At 66.7% G+C, this 12,745-nt stretch carries 18 protein-coding genes and 1 pseudogene; 12 read left to right on the top strand and 7 right to left on the bottom strand.

Annotated features, from left to right (window positions below):
* Positions 1 to 37: 37 nt before the first annotated feature.
* From CSW62_RS25600 to CSW62_RS25585, 4 genes are all read left to right on the top strand, one after another.
* Entirely contained in the window at positions 38 to 1,072 is a 1,035-nt protein-coding gene (locus tag CSW62_RS25600) for a hypothetical protein (RefSeq protein WP_099504227.1), read from the top strand.
* 55 nt (positions 1,073 to 1,127) lie between these two features.
* Positions 1,128 to 2,702 carry an NAD(P)/FAD-dependent oxidoreductase gene (locus CSW62_RS25595; protein WP_099504226.1) on the top strand — a complete coding sequence of 525 codons (1,575 nt, stop codon included), beginning with the start codon at positions 1,128 to 1,130 and terminating at the stop codon, positions 2,700 to 2,702.
* Complete coding sequence (locus tag CSW62_RS25590) at positions 2,702 to 4,285, top strand: MDR family MFS transporter (protein ID WP_099582572.1); 1,584 nt, start codon at positions 2,702 to 2,704, stop codon at positions 4,283 to 4,285. Before CSW62_RS25595 ends, CSW62_RS25590 begins: the two co-directional genes overlap by 1 nt.
* Before the next feature lie 469 nt (positions 4,286 to 4,754).
* Positions 4,755 to 4,982 carry a hypothetical protein gene (locus tag CSW62_RS25585; protein ID WP_143324485.1) on the top strand — a complete coding sequence of 76 codons (228 nt, stop codon included), beginning with the start codon at positions 4,755 to 4,757 and terminating at the stop codon, positions 4,980 to 4,982.
* Here CSW62_RS25585 and CSW62_RS25580 read toward each other — a convergent pair.
* On the bottom strand, positions 4,970 to 5,242 hold the full coding sequence (locus CSW62_RS25580; RefSeq protein ID WP_099582571.1) for a hypothetical protein: 273 nt from the start codon (positions 5,240 to 5,242) through the stop codon (positions 4,970 to 4,972). The two genes, CSW62_RS25585 and CSW62_RS25580, sit on opposite strands and share 13 nt — an antisense overlap.
* A 98-nt stretch (positions 5,243 to 5,340) precedes the next feature.
* Here CSW62_RS25580 and CSW62_RS25575 point away from each other — a divergent pair, with 98 nt between their 5' ends.
* The 4 genes from CSW62_RS25575 (at position 5,341) to CSW62_RS25560 (ending at position 8,282) form a co-directional block, all read left to right on the top strand.
* Entirely contained in the window at positions 5,341 to 6,114 is a 774-nt protein-coding gene (locus CSW62_RS25575; RefSeq protein WP_099582570.1) for an exodeoxyribonuclease III, read from the top strand.
* A gap of 190 nt (positions 6,115 to 6,304) precedes the next feature.
* Entirely contained in the window at positions 6,305 to 6,556 is a 252-nt protein-coding gene (locus CSW62_RS25570) for a hypothetical protein (RefSeq protein WP_099582569.1), read from the top strand.
* Positions 6,557 to 6,698: 142 nt separating this feature from the next.
* Positions 6,699 to 6,962 (top strand): DksA/TraR family C4-type zinc finger protein, encoded by a 264-nt coding sequence (locus tag CSW62_RS25565; RefSeq protein ID WP_099504214.1) that lies wholly within the window; start codon positions 6,699 to 6,701, stop codon positions 6,960 to 6,962.
* Between the two features lie 57 nt (positions 6,963 to 7,019).
* Positions 7,020 to 8,282, top strand: a complete 1,263-nt coding sequence (locus CSW62_RS25560) for a DUF6880 family protein (protein WP_099582568.1) — start codon at positions 7,020 to 7,022, stop codon at positions 8,280 to 8,282.
* A gap of 38 nt (positions 8,283 to 8,320) precedes the next feature.
* Here the strand turns inward: CSW62_RS25560 and CSW62_RS25555 are convergent, their stop codons facing one another.
* The 4 genes from CSW62_RS25555 to CSW62_RS27315 all read right to left on the bottom strand — a co-directional run bounded on the left by CSW62_RS25555 (position 8,321) and on the right by CSW62_RS27315 (position 9,424).
* Complete coding sequence (locus CSW62_RS25555) at positions 8,321 to 8,701, bottom strand: hypothetical protein (protein WP_099582567.1); 381 nt, start codon at positions 8,699 to 8,701, stop codon at positions 8,321 to 8,323.
* 56 nt (positions 8,702 to 8,757) lie between these two features.
* Positions 8,758 to 8,952, bottom strand: coding sequence for a KTSC domain-containing protein (locus tag CSW62_RS25550; protein ID WP_099582566.1), 195 nt, complete (start codon positions 8,950 to 8,952; stop codon positions 8,758 to 8,760).
* Positions 8,953 to 8,961: 9 nt separating this feature from the next.
* Entirely contained in the window at positions 8,962 to 9,144 is a 183-nt protein-coding gene (locus CSW62_RS25545) for a hypothetical protein (RefSeq protein ID WP_099582565.1), read from the bottom strand.
* Between the two features lie 151 nt (positions 9,145 to 9,295).
* Positions 9,296 to 9,424, bottom strand: a complete 129-nt coding sequence (locus CSW62_RS27315; RefSeq protein ID WP_255408405.1) for a hypothetical protein — start codon at positions 9,422 to 9,424, stop codon at positions 9,296 to 9,298.
* Positions 9,425 to 9,567: 143 nt separating this feature from the next.
* On the opposite strand from CSW62_RS27315, the gene CSW62_RS25540 reads away from it, so the two are divergent.
* Positions 9,568 to 9,930 carry a CZB domain-containing protein gene (locus CSW62_RS25540; protein WP_099582564.1) on the top strand — a complete coding sequence of 121 codons (363 nt, stop codon included), beginning with the start codon at positions 9,568 to 9,570 and terminating at the stop codon, positions 9,928 to 9,930.
* Positions 9,931 to 9,936: 6 nt separating this feature from the next.
* Here CSW62_RS25540 and CSW62_RS25535 read toward each other — a convergent pair whose 3' ends face one another.
* Positions 9,937 to 10,188 (bottom strand): hypothetical protein, encoded by a 252-nt coding sequence (locus tag CSW62_RS25535; RefSeq protein WP_099582563.1) that lies wholly within the window; start codon positions 10,186 to 10,188, stop codon positions 9,937 to 9,939.
* Between the two features lie 344 nt (positions 10,189 to 10,532).
* Positions 10,533 to 11,171: an Hsp20 family protein gene (locus CSW62_RS25525; protein ID WP_369827567.1), complete on the bottom strand. Its 639-nt coding sequence runs from the start codon at positions 11,169 to 11,171 to the stop codon at positions 10,533 to 10,535.
* 370 nt (positions 11,172 to 11,541) lie between these two features.
* Here CSW62_RS25525 and CSW62_RS27565 point away from each other — a divergent pair.
* From CSW62_RS27565 to CSW62_RS25515, 3 genes and pseudogenes are all read left to right on the top strand, one after another.
* Positions 11,542 to 11,730, top strand: a pseudogene (locus CSW62_RS27565) (type II secretion system protein GspK); the annotation flags it as partial.
* A gap of 42 nt (positions 11,731 to 11,772) precedes the next feature.
* Positions 11,773 to 12,231, top strand: coding sequence for an OB-fold nucleic acid binding domain-containing protein (locus CSW62_RS25520; RefSeq protein ID WP_369827569.1), 459 nt, complete (start codon positions 11,773 to 11,775; stop codon positions 12,229 to 12,231).
* A gap of 8 nt (positions 12,232 to 12,239) precedes the next feature.
* Positions 12,240 to 12,728: an alpha-ketoglutarate-dependent dioxygenase AlkB gene (locus CSW62_RS25515; protein ID WP_233206816.1), complete on the top strand. Its 489-nt coding sequence runs from the start codon at positions 12,240 to 12,242 to the stop codon at positions 12,726 to 12,728.
* The last annotated feature ends 17 nt before the right edge of the window (positions 12,729 to 12,745 follow it).

Raw genomic sequence — 12,745 nt, 5'->3', positions numbered from 1 at the left:
AGGCCGGTTCGCGGCCGGTCAGAGGAGCAGAGCCAGGATGCGTTATCATCGCCAAATTCCGCCGCGCGCGGATTTCGGCTACCAGGTTCTGGTTGGGCCTCACAAAGTCAGCGGCGAAGCGCTCAATAGCGTCCGGGGCTACTTTGGCCTGGTCTTGAACAAGACCATTCCGTTCGGCTGCCTGCGCGACGACGAAGGCCACATCTACGCTGCGGTTCGCTCTGTCATGTCGCCCAGCGGCACGCCCAACCCCACGACCTTCTTCTACCAGTCCACACGGCTTGACGGCGCGAACTTGAAAATGGATCGGCCGCGGATGGCCGCCCAGGCCCAAACCGCCCGCCCCATTCAAACCTTGGAAGGCGATATCTGCACCTGGCGGTCACAGCCCGAGGACGCCGGCGCGCCTTGGCGACTTTCGGCTTCGGGCGCGCGCATGGACTGGGTCGAAGAAGGCCTGTTCGAGGTCGGTGGCCGCCTGCTCGGTAGCGGCATGCAATGGTACCTTCCGGGGGTGGATTGGGGCACCTTCTATGTGGCTCAGATGTACGAAGTCACCGGTCATTGCCTCGGCAGACCGGTCAAGGGCGTCATCTCGATCGACCAGGCCTATCTGGCCGAGGGCGGGGCGATCCACTACCAGAAGGATCTGGTGGTGAATAACGGGATGCACGTCATCTGGTGGAACTTCGCCACCGTTTACGATGACGGCAGCTACGACGTGGGCTCCTTCATCGTCGGTCACCAGAACCTCGGCTACGCCATCTTCCAGAATGAGAAGGGCGAGGTGCGCACCACCACCAAGATCGAGGGCGTCTCACGACATGCGCCCGACAGCTATTTCGCCGAGGACGCCCGTATTGTCCTAGAGGACAACGAGGAGTGGGAATTCCTGCCCGATCCTAAGGGGCGTATGGTGGACTTCATCGGTGGCTTTCCCATCACGGCCCAGCAGGAGGGCCGGTGGCGGCGGGTCGGCGACACGCGCACGCCTTCGCATTGGATGGCTTGGGGCGAAACCGATCGCCGCAACGGTAACACCCGTAACGGACCTGGATCCGACATTTCATGAGCCTCATCGCTGGGCAGGACTTGTCGATCCCCTACGACGCCGTATCGCACAAGCCATGACCGATAAGTACGACGTCATCATCGTTGGCGGCGGTCACAATGGTCTGGTCGCCGGCAGTTATCTGGCCAAGGCGGGCCGCAAGGTGGTGGTGCTCGAGCGCAGCGCCGTCGCCGGCGGTTTGTCACGCTCCGATCCCGTTATTCCTGAAGCGCCCGGCCATATGATCAACACGGGGGCGGTGGAATTGATCCATATCCGCGCCTCGCCGGTGATGCACGAATTGGACCTGCGCCAACACGGCTGGAACACGGTCGAGACCGATCCGACCTATGCCTACCTGGCGCCGGACGGCGGCTCGATAGCGCTGTTCAGGGATCCTAGGCGCACAGCCGAGGATATCGCGCGGTTTTCAAGGAAGGACGCGAAGGCCTATCTTGAATTTATCGGCCTCATCGACGCTTTGCTCGACTTCGCCGGAGCGATGAACAAAGGCGATCCCGGCGTCACGAAACCAAGCAAATATCTGGACATCGCCAAGGCGGCCATCCGCAATCGTCGATTGAAGGATAAGTTGCAGCTAATCAGCGCCGCGCCCGCCGACCAGCTCGCGGCCGAGTGGTTTGAGAGCGACGCGGCTCAGGCCCTGCTGCTGGGAGTGGTCGCCGGCGCAGGTCCCTTCGACACCGATGGCAACGCTGTGGCCTATGCCTTGTTCGGGCTGTTGCACCGCGTCGGTGTCTCCAAGCCGATCGGCGGCATGCGTATGCTGGCCGACACGCTCGTCCGAGCCTACGCCGCCAGCGGCGGAGAGTTAGTTCTGGACGCGGAGGTGACCGAGATAATTATCGGCGACGGCGAGGCGCGTGGCGTCCGCCTGGCGGACGGGCGCCGCCTTGAAGCCATGGCCGTCATCGCTACCTGCGACCCTCAGACGGCGGCGCGACTGACCACGCCAGGCGGTTTGGATCGCGTCACCCGGACCCGCCTAGAATACGCCCCGGCGCACCGCGCCAATGTTGGACCCTCTCTGATCAACCTGGCTTCGTCCCGCCCCTTCCGCCTGAAACGGCACCAAGATCAACGTCATGATGGCGTCGATCTTAACCAGGCGGTGGGTCTGATCGGAACCGCCGACGAACTTCGCTTAGCGTTGGCGCAGGCCCGGCGTGGCCTTACCCCTTCGTCGCCCGTCTTCTCCGTCTCGGCCGCGACCAATTGGGACCCGAGCCAGGCGCCTGCGGGACAGGGAACCGCCTACATCTACCTGCCCATTTTTCCAGTGGAGGTGAACGAGGGGTGGGCGGTCGCCAAGGCTCCCGCGGCCGAAGCCATCATCGCGCGCGCGGCGGAATTCTATGACGGCTTCGAAAGTGAGCTGGGCCGCTGGTTCGAAACCTGCCCAGAACGTGCGGTGCGCGCCAACGTCACCAAAGGCTGCGTCACCCATGTCGACTTCGGCGCCCTGCGCAGTGGTAGTCGCCGACCGGCGGTGGGCCTTGGCGGCCCCGCACCTCTCGTGCCGGGCTTCTTCCTGGGCGGCGCGGGCATCCACCCCGGCGGCGGCGTCTCCGGCGGCCCCGGCCGCCTGGTCTCACAGCGGGTCTCGACCTATCTCCGCTCGAGGAACTGATGACTTCCCAGACCTTCACCGATGCGGATCGCCGCCTGACCCTGGCGGCGCTGATGATCGTGTTCCTGCTCAGCGCGCTGGACCAGACGATCGTCTCGACGGCCATGCCGCGCATCATCTCCGAGCTGAACGGCCTCAACCTCTATTCCTGGGTGACGACGGCCTATCTGCTGAGCTCGACGGTGATGGTGCCGATCTGGGGCAAGCTGGGCGACATCTTCGGCCGCAAGCCCGTGCTGATCACCGGCATCAGCCTGTTCCTGGCCGGCTCGTGGCTATCGGGCCTGTCGGGCGAGTTCGGGACGATCCTGGGCATGCCCGGCATGGTGCAGCTGATCGTCTTCCGAGCCCTGCAGGGCATCGGCGGCGGGGCGCTGTTCACCACCGCCTTCGCCATCATCGCCGACCTCTATCCGCCGCGCGAGCGGGGCAAGTTCGCCGGCATCTTCGGCTCGGTGTTCGGCCTGGCCAGCGTGCTGGGGCCCATCATCGGCGGCTATTTCACCGACCACGGCACGGTGCAGATCGGGACCCACACGGTCGCCGGCTGGCGCTGGGTGTTCTACGTCAACCTGCCGCTCAGCTTGCTGTCGCTGTTCATGGTCATCGTGAAGATGCCGCCGCTGGAGCATCGCCGCTCCGGCAAGATCGACTTCCTGGGCGCGGCCCTGCTGATCGCCGCCTTCGTGCCGCTGCTGCTGGCGCTCAGCCTGGGCGGCCACGACTTCGCCTGGAGTTCGCCGCAGAGCCTGGGCCTCTTCGCCCTCGCCGCCGTGTCGCTGATCGCCTTCGTGATCGCCGAGACCAAGGTCAGCAATCCGATCCTGCCGATGCACCTGTTCCAGAACCGGGTGTTCACCACGGCGAACCTGGCCGGCTTCCTGATCTCCATGGCCTTCATGGGCGTGGTGACGTTCCTGCCGCTGTTCCTGCAGCTGGGTCGGGGCGTGCCGGCCACGGTCAGCGGCATGACCATGCTGCCGCTGATGGCCGGGCTGATCGCCGGCAGCACCGTCGCCGGCCAGATGGTCACCAAAACCGGCCAGTACAAACCGTTCATGATCGGCGGCGCGGTCATTCTGCTGATCGGCGTCTTCATGCTGCACGACCTGTCGAAGATCACCAGCCTGCCGCTGCTCTGCGTGCTGCTGGCCTTCGTGGGCCTGGGCCTGGGCCCCGGCCAGAGCCTGTTCAACATCGCCACCCAGAACGCCGTCGACCCGCGTGACATCGGCGTGGCGACCAGCTCCAACCAGTTCTTCCGCCAGATCGGCTCGACCGTCGGTGCGGCCCTGGCCGGGACGATGCTGACCGCGCGCCTGGCCAACCTGCCGGGCGGCGGCCTGGACCTGGGCAAGCTGGAAGGCATGGCGGTGAAGGCCGCGGCCTCGGGTCAGGCGGCCCACGCCGACCCGGTGCTGCAAGGCGCGCTGATCAATGCGGTGAGCGGCGTGATGGTCGCGGCCCTGTTCGTGATCGCGGCGGGCCTGGTGGTGATCCTGATGATCCCCGCCCTGCCCCTGCGCTCGCACCAGCCCGCGGCCGGCGCGCCGGTGCTGGAGAAGGCGGAACCGACGAACTGAGGCTCAACGGACACTCGCTAAGCTGAAGCTGTTGCCGCGCATCGCACGCCTCAACGACAGGATGGTAGGCTGTGCCAGTCAACACCGTCTGGGACTGGAAGTCCGCGCGCCAGCGTTGCCGCTCCGGCCTAGCGTCGGCGGCAAACCGTTGCATTGGCCTGCGGCATCGGCTCGCCCGATGGTTCTTGATGGCCCGCTCGCCTCGGGAGCACCCTAGAGCCTGATCCGGGCCACCCTTCTTGGTCACGGCCTGTTGGCGAGCGCGGACCAGATGCTGTCGATCGTCAGATGGCGGTTCTCGGGTCCTTGATCAGGTCGGCGAGCACCCGGTCACGGACGCCGGCCTTGGACCCGCGCCAAGTCTTGATAGGCGCGTTCCAGAGGCCGTCGTGCAGGCCAAGCTTAATCTGGCCGGCACAGCGGCGAAACCTGGATGATGGCCGAGCTGGTGGCCCCGCAGGAGGGATCGGTGCGCCGAGCCGCCCACGCCGCCATGGAGATCCACAAGCTGATCGCCGTGGAGTCCAGCTCTGCCGCATGGGCCGCCCGCGAGGCGTTGTCCGCCAGCCTGGAAATGGGTCCGGCTGCCCGGGAACAGGCCATCTATCAAGGTCTGCTGCTCGAGCGCCTATGGCGGGAGATCAAGGACACGCCGGCCGCCCGCCTCTCGCAGGTCACCTATCCCTACGAGGATTGATCCTGCCGGGCTTCGTCGGCGGCCATGGTCGTTCGGGACGGATCGAGAACCGGGGGCCAGGTACGCACGCCGTCGCGGTCGATGGCCGCCACGATGGCGTCCTCCCGCCAGACCTCGATTGTCTCGGCGCTGGCGTGCTCTCGCAGCAGGCCGAAGGCATGAGCCCGAACCGCGTCGCGCGTCAGGGCCTGGATATCGACGTGCGTGGCTTCTTGTTTAGGAGCCAGGCAGACGAAGGTGAAGGTCTCCACGGAAGCCATGCTTGAGCTTAGCAAAGGTCCGAAGCTTCATCGGTCACGTTTACGACAGACCGGTGGTTAAGGCCGGAACGTCTGGCCTGCCTTGCGATTTAGGGGGCGTGCGCATCGCCACCTTCAACATCAACAACGTCCGCAAACGGCTGGACAACCTGATCGACTGGCTGGCCGAGTCCGAGCCCGACATCGTCTGTCTGCAGGAGTTGAAGACCGAGGACAAAGCCTTTCCAGCTGAGCCGCTGGAGCAGCTTGGCTATCACGCGGCCTGGAAAGGTCAACCGACTTGGAACGGCGTAGCGATCCTGGCGCGCGGCGCCGCGCCGGTCGTGACCCGGACCGCCCTGCCCGGCGACCGCGCCGACAACCAGGCTCGCTACATCGAGGCGGCGGTGAACGGCGTGCTGGTCGCCTCGATTTACTTGCCCAACGGCAATCCCAGGCCTGGCCCCAAGTACGACTACAAGCTGGCGTGGTTCGAGCGCCTTATCGCCCACGCCGCCGAGCTAAGAGCGACCGGCGCCCCGGTGATCCTGGCCGGCGACTACAATGTCGTGCCCACGGAGGCCGACATCTACCAGCCGCACCGCTGGCAGGACGACGCCCTGTTGCAGCCTCAAGTGCGGGCCGCCTACCAGCGCCTCCTGGACCAGGGCTGGACCGACGCGCTTCAGGCCCAGCACCCAAAAGCCCCGCCCTGGACGTTCTGGGCCTATCTGCGCAACCGCTGGCCCAACGACCAGGGCCTTCGCCTCGATCACCTCCTGCTGACCCCTGACCTGGCCGATCAGCTGGCCGACGCCGGCGTCGATCGCTGGGTCCGCGGGCAGGAAGACGCCAGCGACCATGCGCCCGCCTGGATTCATCTGGACCGATAGCGGTGGCGTCGGTCTGGACGAGACTCGCCCTCTGAAACATTTTGTTCTATATTTGTTCCACGGAACACGTCCGCCATGTCACCGCCGAGCCGCTGACCGCCGTGGAGCTTGAAGCGGCCTCGGCGATCCTCGATTTCTCACCACCCACCCGTGGGTGCGCCACGTCGAGGCCCTCGTCGACGGTGGCTTTATGGTCTTCATCGACGACGCCATCGACGCACCTCTGACGCGCATCGCCCAGGCGCCAGAGCGGCCGCCGGAGGTCGAGCTGCATGGACCGGGCAAACCGTGCCAGGCCTTGACCGAGCATCCCCGGGCCGAGTGTGTGGAGATGTTCGTCGACGCCGTGGGTCATCCCGAGGCCGCGCCACGCGGCTGGTGGCATGCCAGGATCTGGTTGAGGACCGAGAACGGCGTCAGCGCACCCGCCGGAGAATCCTGACCGGACCCGCTGGTTGCGACTGCAGGTCGGTGGATTGCTGACCCATGAGCGTCGCTGCGGCAATTCGCCGGTCCCCAGCCCCTGGTCCGCCGGTTCAGATTTCCTATCTAAGTGGCTCACCACAAAGAGGATTTCGACGACCATGGCGACCGGTTGGACGCATGCCGACGGCGTACTTGACCAGATTACCGACACGATCACCGACGGCGTCCTGTCGGCGCGCGCGCGTCTGCCGTCCGGCGACGGCGCGGCGTTCTGCGACGAGTGCGGTGAACCGATCCCCGAGGCGCGGCGCAAGGCCCTGCCCGGGGCGCGCACCTGCGTGGAGTGCCAATCAGGACGCGACGCTCGTGTGGTGTTCAGCGCCATCAACCGTCGGGGCAGCAAGGACAGCCAGCTGCGGTAGGCGCTGAACGGCGCGCTAGCGCGGGCGTTATCCCGCCATGCCGCGCACCTCGCCACAATGAAGAAGCCGTCCGCCGCCAGCCTCAAGAAGGTCACGCCTGAGAACCTCATCGGTCTTGGGGCCGAGCGCCTGGCCGAAATCCTGGCCGAGGTGGCCGAGACGCGCGTCGACCTCAAGCGCCGGCTGCGCATGGAGCTGGCCGCCGATCTTGGTCCCGAACACCTCGTTCCCGAGATCGACAAGCGGCTGCAGGCTTTCGAGACCAGCAAGGGCCAGATCACCTGGCGCCAGAAGCCGGCCTTCATCCGCGACCTCGACGCCCTGCGCGCGCTGATCGTCCGTCTGGCGCGCGGCGAACCCGACGCCGCCGCCGAACGCTTGTGGCGTTTCCTAGCCGCCGAGCCCCAGGTCGGACGCCGCCTTCGCGAGCGCGAGGACGCCGTGGAGGCCATCTACCTTCGGGCGGCCGCCGACCTTGGCCACCTGTTGGCTCTGCGCGATCCCCAACTGACCGCCAACGCCCTGGTCGAAGCCGCCGCGGCCCGCCCCCAGGGCTGGGCCCGATGGCTGCCCGCCGCTCTCGAACCGGTGCTACCCGCCACAGCCGCCTTGGCGCTCGTCGAGGCCCTGGCCCTGGCCCTGAAGGTCAGTGCGCCGGGCTGGTCCTTGGTCCTGCGCCATCTCGCCGACGCCGCCGGCGACATCGAGGCGGTCAAGTCGACCTATAGTCCCGCCGCCCTGAAGACCCCGGCGGTCGCGGTCCAGATCGCCCGACGCCATCTCGCGGTCGGCGAGCTCGACGACGCCGGGGAGGCGTTGCGCCAAGCCGCGCCCAAGCCGGGCCTTCTGGGTCGGCTCCCTGCGCCGGACTTCGACTGGGAGACCGCCTGGATCGACTATCTTCAGGCCGCCGGCCAAGCCGAAGCCGCCCAGGCGATCCGCTGGGCCTCGTTTCAGAGAACCCTCGACATCGGTCGGGCCAAGGCCTTCGCCGGGGCGCTCGACGATTTCGACGACGTGGCGGCCGAAGCCCAGGCCTTTGATTACGCCGCCCAGCACGCCGACTTCGAGCGGGGCCTGGACTTTCTGATGCAATGGCCTGCCTTGGCCGAGGCCAGCCGCATGATCCTGAGCCGGCCCGACGACATCAAGGTCGACGCCGAAAAGGCCGAGCTTTGGGCGGGCAAGCTGCGCCGTCGTTTTCCGGTCGCCGCGCATCAGTTGCTGCGCCGAGCGGCGACGGCGGCGTTCAAGCGCCGCGAGTTTAAGACGTCTGAACGCCTGGCCCAGGAAGCCGACTCCATCGACCTGCCCGCCTGACCGCATCGGCGGCGAGCCTCGTTGGGCGCCCTCGGGTGCTAGGCGCAGGGGGCTTCGTCAAGGCGCATCGCCACCAGGAAGGCTTCGAGCAGCGGCTTGGCCAAGGTCTCGAACCGGCCGACCGCCGGCATCGGCACGCGAGCGATCAGGCCGCCGGGAAACTTCGCGACCGCCCCGCCGGTCAGGGCCACGACGAGCTGCAGTTGGTCGCGCGCGTCACGCAGCTGGTCAGGCGCGCCGACCGCCGCCACAACGGCCTCGTTGGGCAGCTTCAGTTCATAGGTCACGACTTGGCGGGTGGCCGCCGCATAGCTCTCGAAACGCTCGCGACGGGCGGCGATCTCGAACTGCAGGATCTGCGCGGCCGACGGGGTGTCTTCCGCTGCGGACTCGACGGGTCGCGTCGCTGGTTTGGCCATGGCTTGGATATTGGGATGATCTTCGCTCAAGCGACGGCGGCGGTTCGTCGCGGGCGCTACAGCGCGCTATGGGCGAAGCGGTCGCGGATGTTCTTGTTGAAGTATTCGACCTTGGCGAACGCCAAGCGCAGGCCTTCGGCCACGTCCTTGGGCGCATCGGCATAGGCGTAGGCGCGACCGCTGACGAAGATGATCGTCAGGGTCGCGCCCGCCGGATCGTAGATGTAGCTCTTGATCAGAGCTGACGGCATGAGCGCGCCTTAGGTCTTTTGGCGGTCGCCCTTGTCGCCCTGGCCGGGACCGGCGTCATGGGTCGAGTGGCGCCGCTGGTCCGCCGCAGAGGACTTACCCACGTCCACTTCTTCGCTGAAGTGGCCCTGGTTGTCGCGGCGCACGTAGCGCTTGTCACCGGGGGTGGGTTCGATCAGTTCGCGTTTGGGCATGCAAAAATCTCCCTGCTCAAAAATCGAATCCGCAGCGACGCGATTCTGTTCCGCGAGCGGCGTCCAGACACGCGCGAAGGCTCGCGCCTTTCTTCCGATCGGACGGAACGTCCGGGCGTGGGCGCTTCTCTTGGTGTCCGGACGGCGCCTTTCAGACGCTGGGGACGCCAGCGGCCCGGCCATACTCCCCCCGACGATCGGCCGTCCGGGAGAAGTCGCGCATCTCCTGGTATCTGGAGAGCTTGGCCTTGGGATCATCCTTGGAGTTGGTCGTGGCCATGGCGTCTCCTTTGCCAACCTTAACGGCCAGGCGGTGCGGCTGATCCCGCCGCTTATTCTGTGGACAAGCGCCCGCTGAAAACCGGGTGGAAACCATCACGTGCGAGAACCGGGGGGTATCGGATTGAGCCGAGAGGTTTGGTCATGGATTTTCAGGAACACGCAAAGCAACACAGTCAAATCCGCGATGCGCTCGTCGCGGCCATTGCCGAGCGCCAAGCGATCGATCCCGCGACTTTGCGATCGGATCGTCTTTGCCCGAGCGGGTGCTGGCTGCATGGCGAAGGCGCCCGGCGCTGGGCCGGCAACCACGCCTTCCTGGGACTGATCGAGGCGCATCGCGCCTTCCACCACGAGGCCGCGGGGGTCGCCGACCTGATCAGCCGCGGCCAATGGGTCGAGGCGCAAAGATCGCTTCGCAACGGATCGCCGTTTGCGCTGGCGCTCGGCGACCTGACCGCCGCCCTGCGCCGAATGCGTGCGGCGGCCACGTCGGTGGCCGCCTAGACCAGGCTAGGCCCGCAGCGCCACGGGCATCGTGGGTTCGGCCAGATAGGCTGGAAAGAGGAAACGTCCAGCGCGTTCGCCGTTGCGCAGGCGGATTTCCAAAACCACCGGCTCGCCCGCGTCGGACAATCGGTGACAAAGGTCACGCGCGGCCTGCTCGGCGCGGGCGCCGGTAGCGAATTCCAGGGGGCCGTCGTCGAAATCGCCGCGAACGATCCAGCCGTCTCCCGACGGCGCGACAAAGACAAAGCAAGGCATGGCTACAACGCAGAAACAGTAGAATGACGAAGTGGCGGCCGGTCCTCCGCTGGCCGGCCGACCACCCCTACGCTTAGGAGAACGTGTCGCGGTCCAGGCGCCTCAGCGCTGAGAGGACTTCGCTGAGCGGCACCGGCCCGGGCGTCCCCAAAAGCCATCTCTGGCTAGGCCGATGTTCCACCGCACTGGCGTCCGAGGCCCAGGCCGCCAAGATCTCGCGCTTTTCAGCGGGATCGAGGTCCTGGTCCTTGAGCACCTCCAAAGGATGGAGAAAGCCGACAGCGGGCCGCACAGGCCATGGACGCGCCCGATCGTTCCAAATGTCCGTGCGCATGGCCCGTCTCCTAGGCGGCCTTCCGCGTCTTCGCGGGCTCGAGAGGCAGCGCGCGTTGGTCCGCGCCCACGGCAATGCGAATCTGCCTGGGCTTCAGAGCTTCGGGCACCTCGCGTGCGAGGTCGATCGACAAGACGCCATGGGCGTGGGTCGCGTCCTTGACGACCACGTAGTCGGCCAGCTCGAACCGGCGCTCGAAGGCGCGCTGGGCCAAGCCTTGGTGGAGGAATGTTCGCGCGCCCTGACCCTCGCTCGCCGCCTTCTGTCCTCGGATCACCAAGAGATTAGGCTCGGTCGTGATCTCCAGATCCGCTGGCGCGAAACCGGCGACCGCCAGCGAGATGCGATAGGCGTCCTCGCCCGTCCTTTCGATATCGTACGGCGGATAGGACGTGCTGGCGCCGGTGCGCAGCGCGGTCTCGACCAGATCGACCATCCGGTCGACGCCGATCATCGAGCTATAGAGGGGGGTAAAATCAAACGCGGTGCTCATTTCCATCTCCTCGAAAGCAAGTTGGACATGAGGGGCGCTGAGCGAAGCGCCAAGCACCCCACGCGCCGGGCCCTGTCGGCGCCCGGCAAGCAAGCGATGAATTAGGTCGACCTCGAAATGCGTCAAGATGTTCGCGTTTGGAAAAAATACTCGCATGTCGCTCCTAACCTCGCGTGGTTCTTCCGTCGCGACCACCCCGGGGGAACGCCACGCGTCAGGCGCTTGAAGCTCCCGCAGGTTTTCTCCGTTTCCACCCGCCAGGGTCGAGCGTAAGGCTTGAAGCGTGAAGCGATGCTCGCTTCTGCCCTTCCTGGGCGTTTCCTCCCTATGACTGGCCCGGCGTGTGAACGCCGGGCCTTCTTTTTGGCGCGCGGCGCCGCCTGCCAGCGCCTCGCATGTCAAAAGCGGTCGCAGCTTCAACTTGGCGAAAATTTTCCGAGTCGCCTCAAACCCTTGGCGGCGTTGGATCAGGCCTTGGCGCGCGCGTGGGTCGCACCCCTGGGCTGATTGACCCTCGCGCTGGGACTGCACGCTCAAACCGATCGGCGAAACGGGCCGTCTGGCCGTGCGCCTGGGCCTGCGCCGCATCAGTGGCCTGCGGGAGGAAGACGCCGCCCGCCTCGTTCTGGCCCGGGGCGAGGAGCCTTATCGGTCGGTCGAGGACGTCTGGCGCCGCCCGGGCCTGGGTCCCGGCGCGCTCGATCACCTGGCCAAGGCCGACGCTTTCGGCCCCGAACTCAACGTGGCCCTGAAGGCCATGACCGAGGGCCGGGAGATCATCGAGGACTACAGCCACGTCGGCCTGACCCTGCGCCGCCAGCCGCTGGCCCTGCTGCGCGAGGACCTCTCCGCCCTCAAGCGCGTCCCCTGTCGCGCGGCGGACACGGCCTGGGACGGCCAGTACGTCCAGACCGCCGGCCTGGTGCTGGTTCGCCAGATGCCCGGCGCCGCCAAGGGCGTGATGTTCATGACCATCGAGGACGAGACCGGCGTGGCCAATCTGGTGATCTGGAAGACCCTCTACGAGAAGCAGCGTCCCATCGCGCTCGGCGCCCACCTGATCGGGGTAGACGGTCGCATCCAACGCGAGGGCGAGGTGGTCCACCTGGTCGCCTACAAGCTCCACGACCTGCGCGACGTGCTCAGCGGCCTGGAAAGCCGCGCCAACGATCCGGGCGACATGGCCTGGGCCAAATGCTCGCGCAATTTCTGCTGAGGAAGCCGATGGACGCCCAGCCCCGCCTGTTCGACCTGCCCCTGGCGCCCAGGAAATCCCTGCCCGAAGGGTTCCGCTATCAGGAGAACCTGGTGAGCCCGCAGGAGCAGCGCGACCTGGTCGCCAGCGTCCAGGGCCTGCCGTTCAAGCCCTATGAGCACCTGGGCTATTTCGGCAATCGCCGCATCGCCGGCTTCGGCTGGCGCCAGGACGAGGCGGGCATGATGGTCGAGACCAGCGAGCCGATCCCCGCCCTTTTGAAGCCCCTGATGGAAAGGGTGGCCGCTCTCACCGGCCTGGCCGCCGAGAGCTTCCGCCACGCCCTGGTCACCGAGTACTCGCCCGGCGCCGACATAGGCTGGCACCGCGACCGTCCGCGGGCCGTGGCCGTCGCCGGCGTCTCGCTGCTGTCGCCCTGCAACTTCCGCCCGCGTCGCAGGGCCGGGGCCGGCTGGGAGCGCGCCTCGATCATCGCCGCGCCGCGCTCGGCTATCTGATGAGCGGCCCCTCGCGC

This window comes from Caulobacter sp. FWC2 (assembly GCF_002742625.1).
GTDB lineage: Bacteria > Pseudomonadota > Alphaproteobacteria > Caulobacterales > Caulobacteraceae > Caulobacter.
This window is presented reverse-complemented; position numbering and strand designations above follow the sequence as displayed.

Coding starts and splice junctions, on each gene's coding strand:
- CSW62_RS25600 (WP_099504227.1), top strand. CDS start 38: ATGCGTTATCATCGCCAAATTCCGCCGCGCGCGGATTTCGGCTACCAG.
- CSW62_RS25595 (WP_099504226.1), top strand. CDS start 1,128: ATGACCGATAAGTACGACGTCATCATCGTTGGCGGCGGTCACAATGGT.
- CSW62_RS25590 (WP_099582572.1), top strand. CDS start 2,702: ATGACTTCCCAGACCTTCACCGATGCGGATCGCCGCCTGACCCTGGCG.
- CSW62_RS25580 (WP_099582571.1), bottom strand. CDS start 5,242: ATGGCTTCCGTGGAGACCTTCACCTTCGTCTGCCTGGCTCCTAAACAA.
- CSW62_RS25570 (WP_099582569.1), top strand. CDS start 6,305: ATGGTCTTCATCGACGACGCCATCGACGCACCTCTGACGCGCATCGCC.
- CSW62_RS25565 (WP_099504214.1), top strand. CDS start 6,699: ATGGCGACCGGTTGGACGCATGCCGACGGCGTACTTGACCAGATTACC.
- CSW62_RS25560 (WP_099582568.1), top strand. CDS start 7,020: ATGAAGAAGCCGTCCGCCGCCAGCCTCAAGAAGGTCACGCCTGAGAAC.
- CSW62_RS25555 (WP_099582567.1), bottom strand. CDS start 8,701: ATGGCCAAACCAGCGACGCGACCCGTCGAGTCCGCAGCGGAAGACACC.
- CSW62_RS25550 (WP_099582566.1), bottom strand. CDS start 8,952: ATGCCGTCAGCTCTGATCAAGAGCTACATCTACGATCCGGCGGGCGCG.
- CSW62_RS25545 (WP_099582565.1), bottom strand. CDS start 9,144: ATGCCCAAACGCGAACTGATCGAACCCACCCCCGGTGACAAGCGCTAC.
- CSW62_RS27315 (WP_255408405.1), bottom strand. CDS start 9,424: ATGGCCACGACCAACTCCAAGGATGATCCCAAGGCCAAGCTCTCCAGA.
- CSW62_RS25540 (WP_099582564.1), top strand. CDS start 9,568: ATGGATTTTCAGGAACACGCAAAGCAACACAGTCAAATCCGCGATGCG.
- CSW62_RS25535 (WP_099582563.1), bottom strand. CDS start 10,188: ATGCCTTGCTTTGTCTTTGTCGCGCCGTCGGGAGACGGCTGGATCGTT.
- CSW62_RS25525 (WP_369827567.1), bottom strand. CDS start 11,171: ATGCGAGTATTTTTTCCAAACGCGAACATCTTGACGCATTTCGAGGTC.
- CSW62_RS25520 (WP_369827569.1), top strand. CDS start 11,773: ATGACCGAGGGCCGGGAGATCATCGAGGACTACAGCCACGTCGGCCTG.
- CSW62_RS25515 (WP_233206816.1), top strand. CDS start 12,240: ATGGACGCCCAGCCCCGCCTGTTCGACCTGCCCCTGGCGCCCAGGAAA.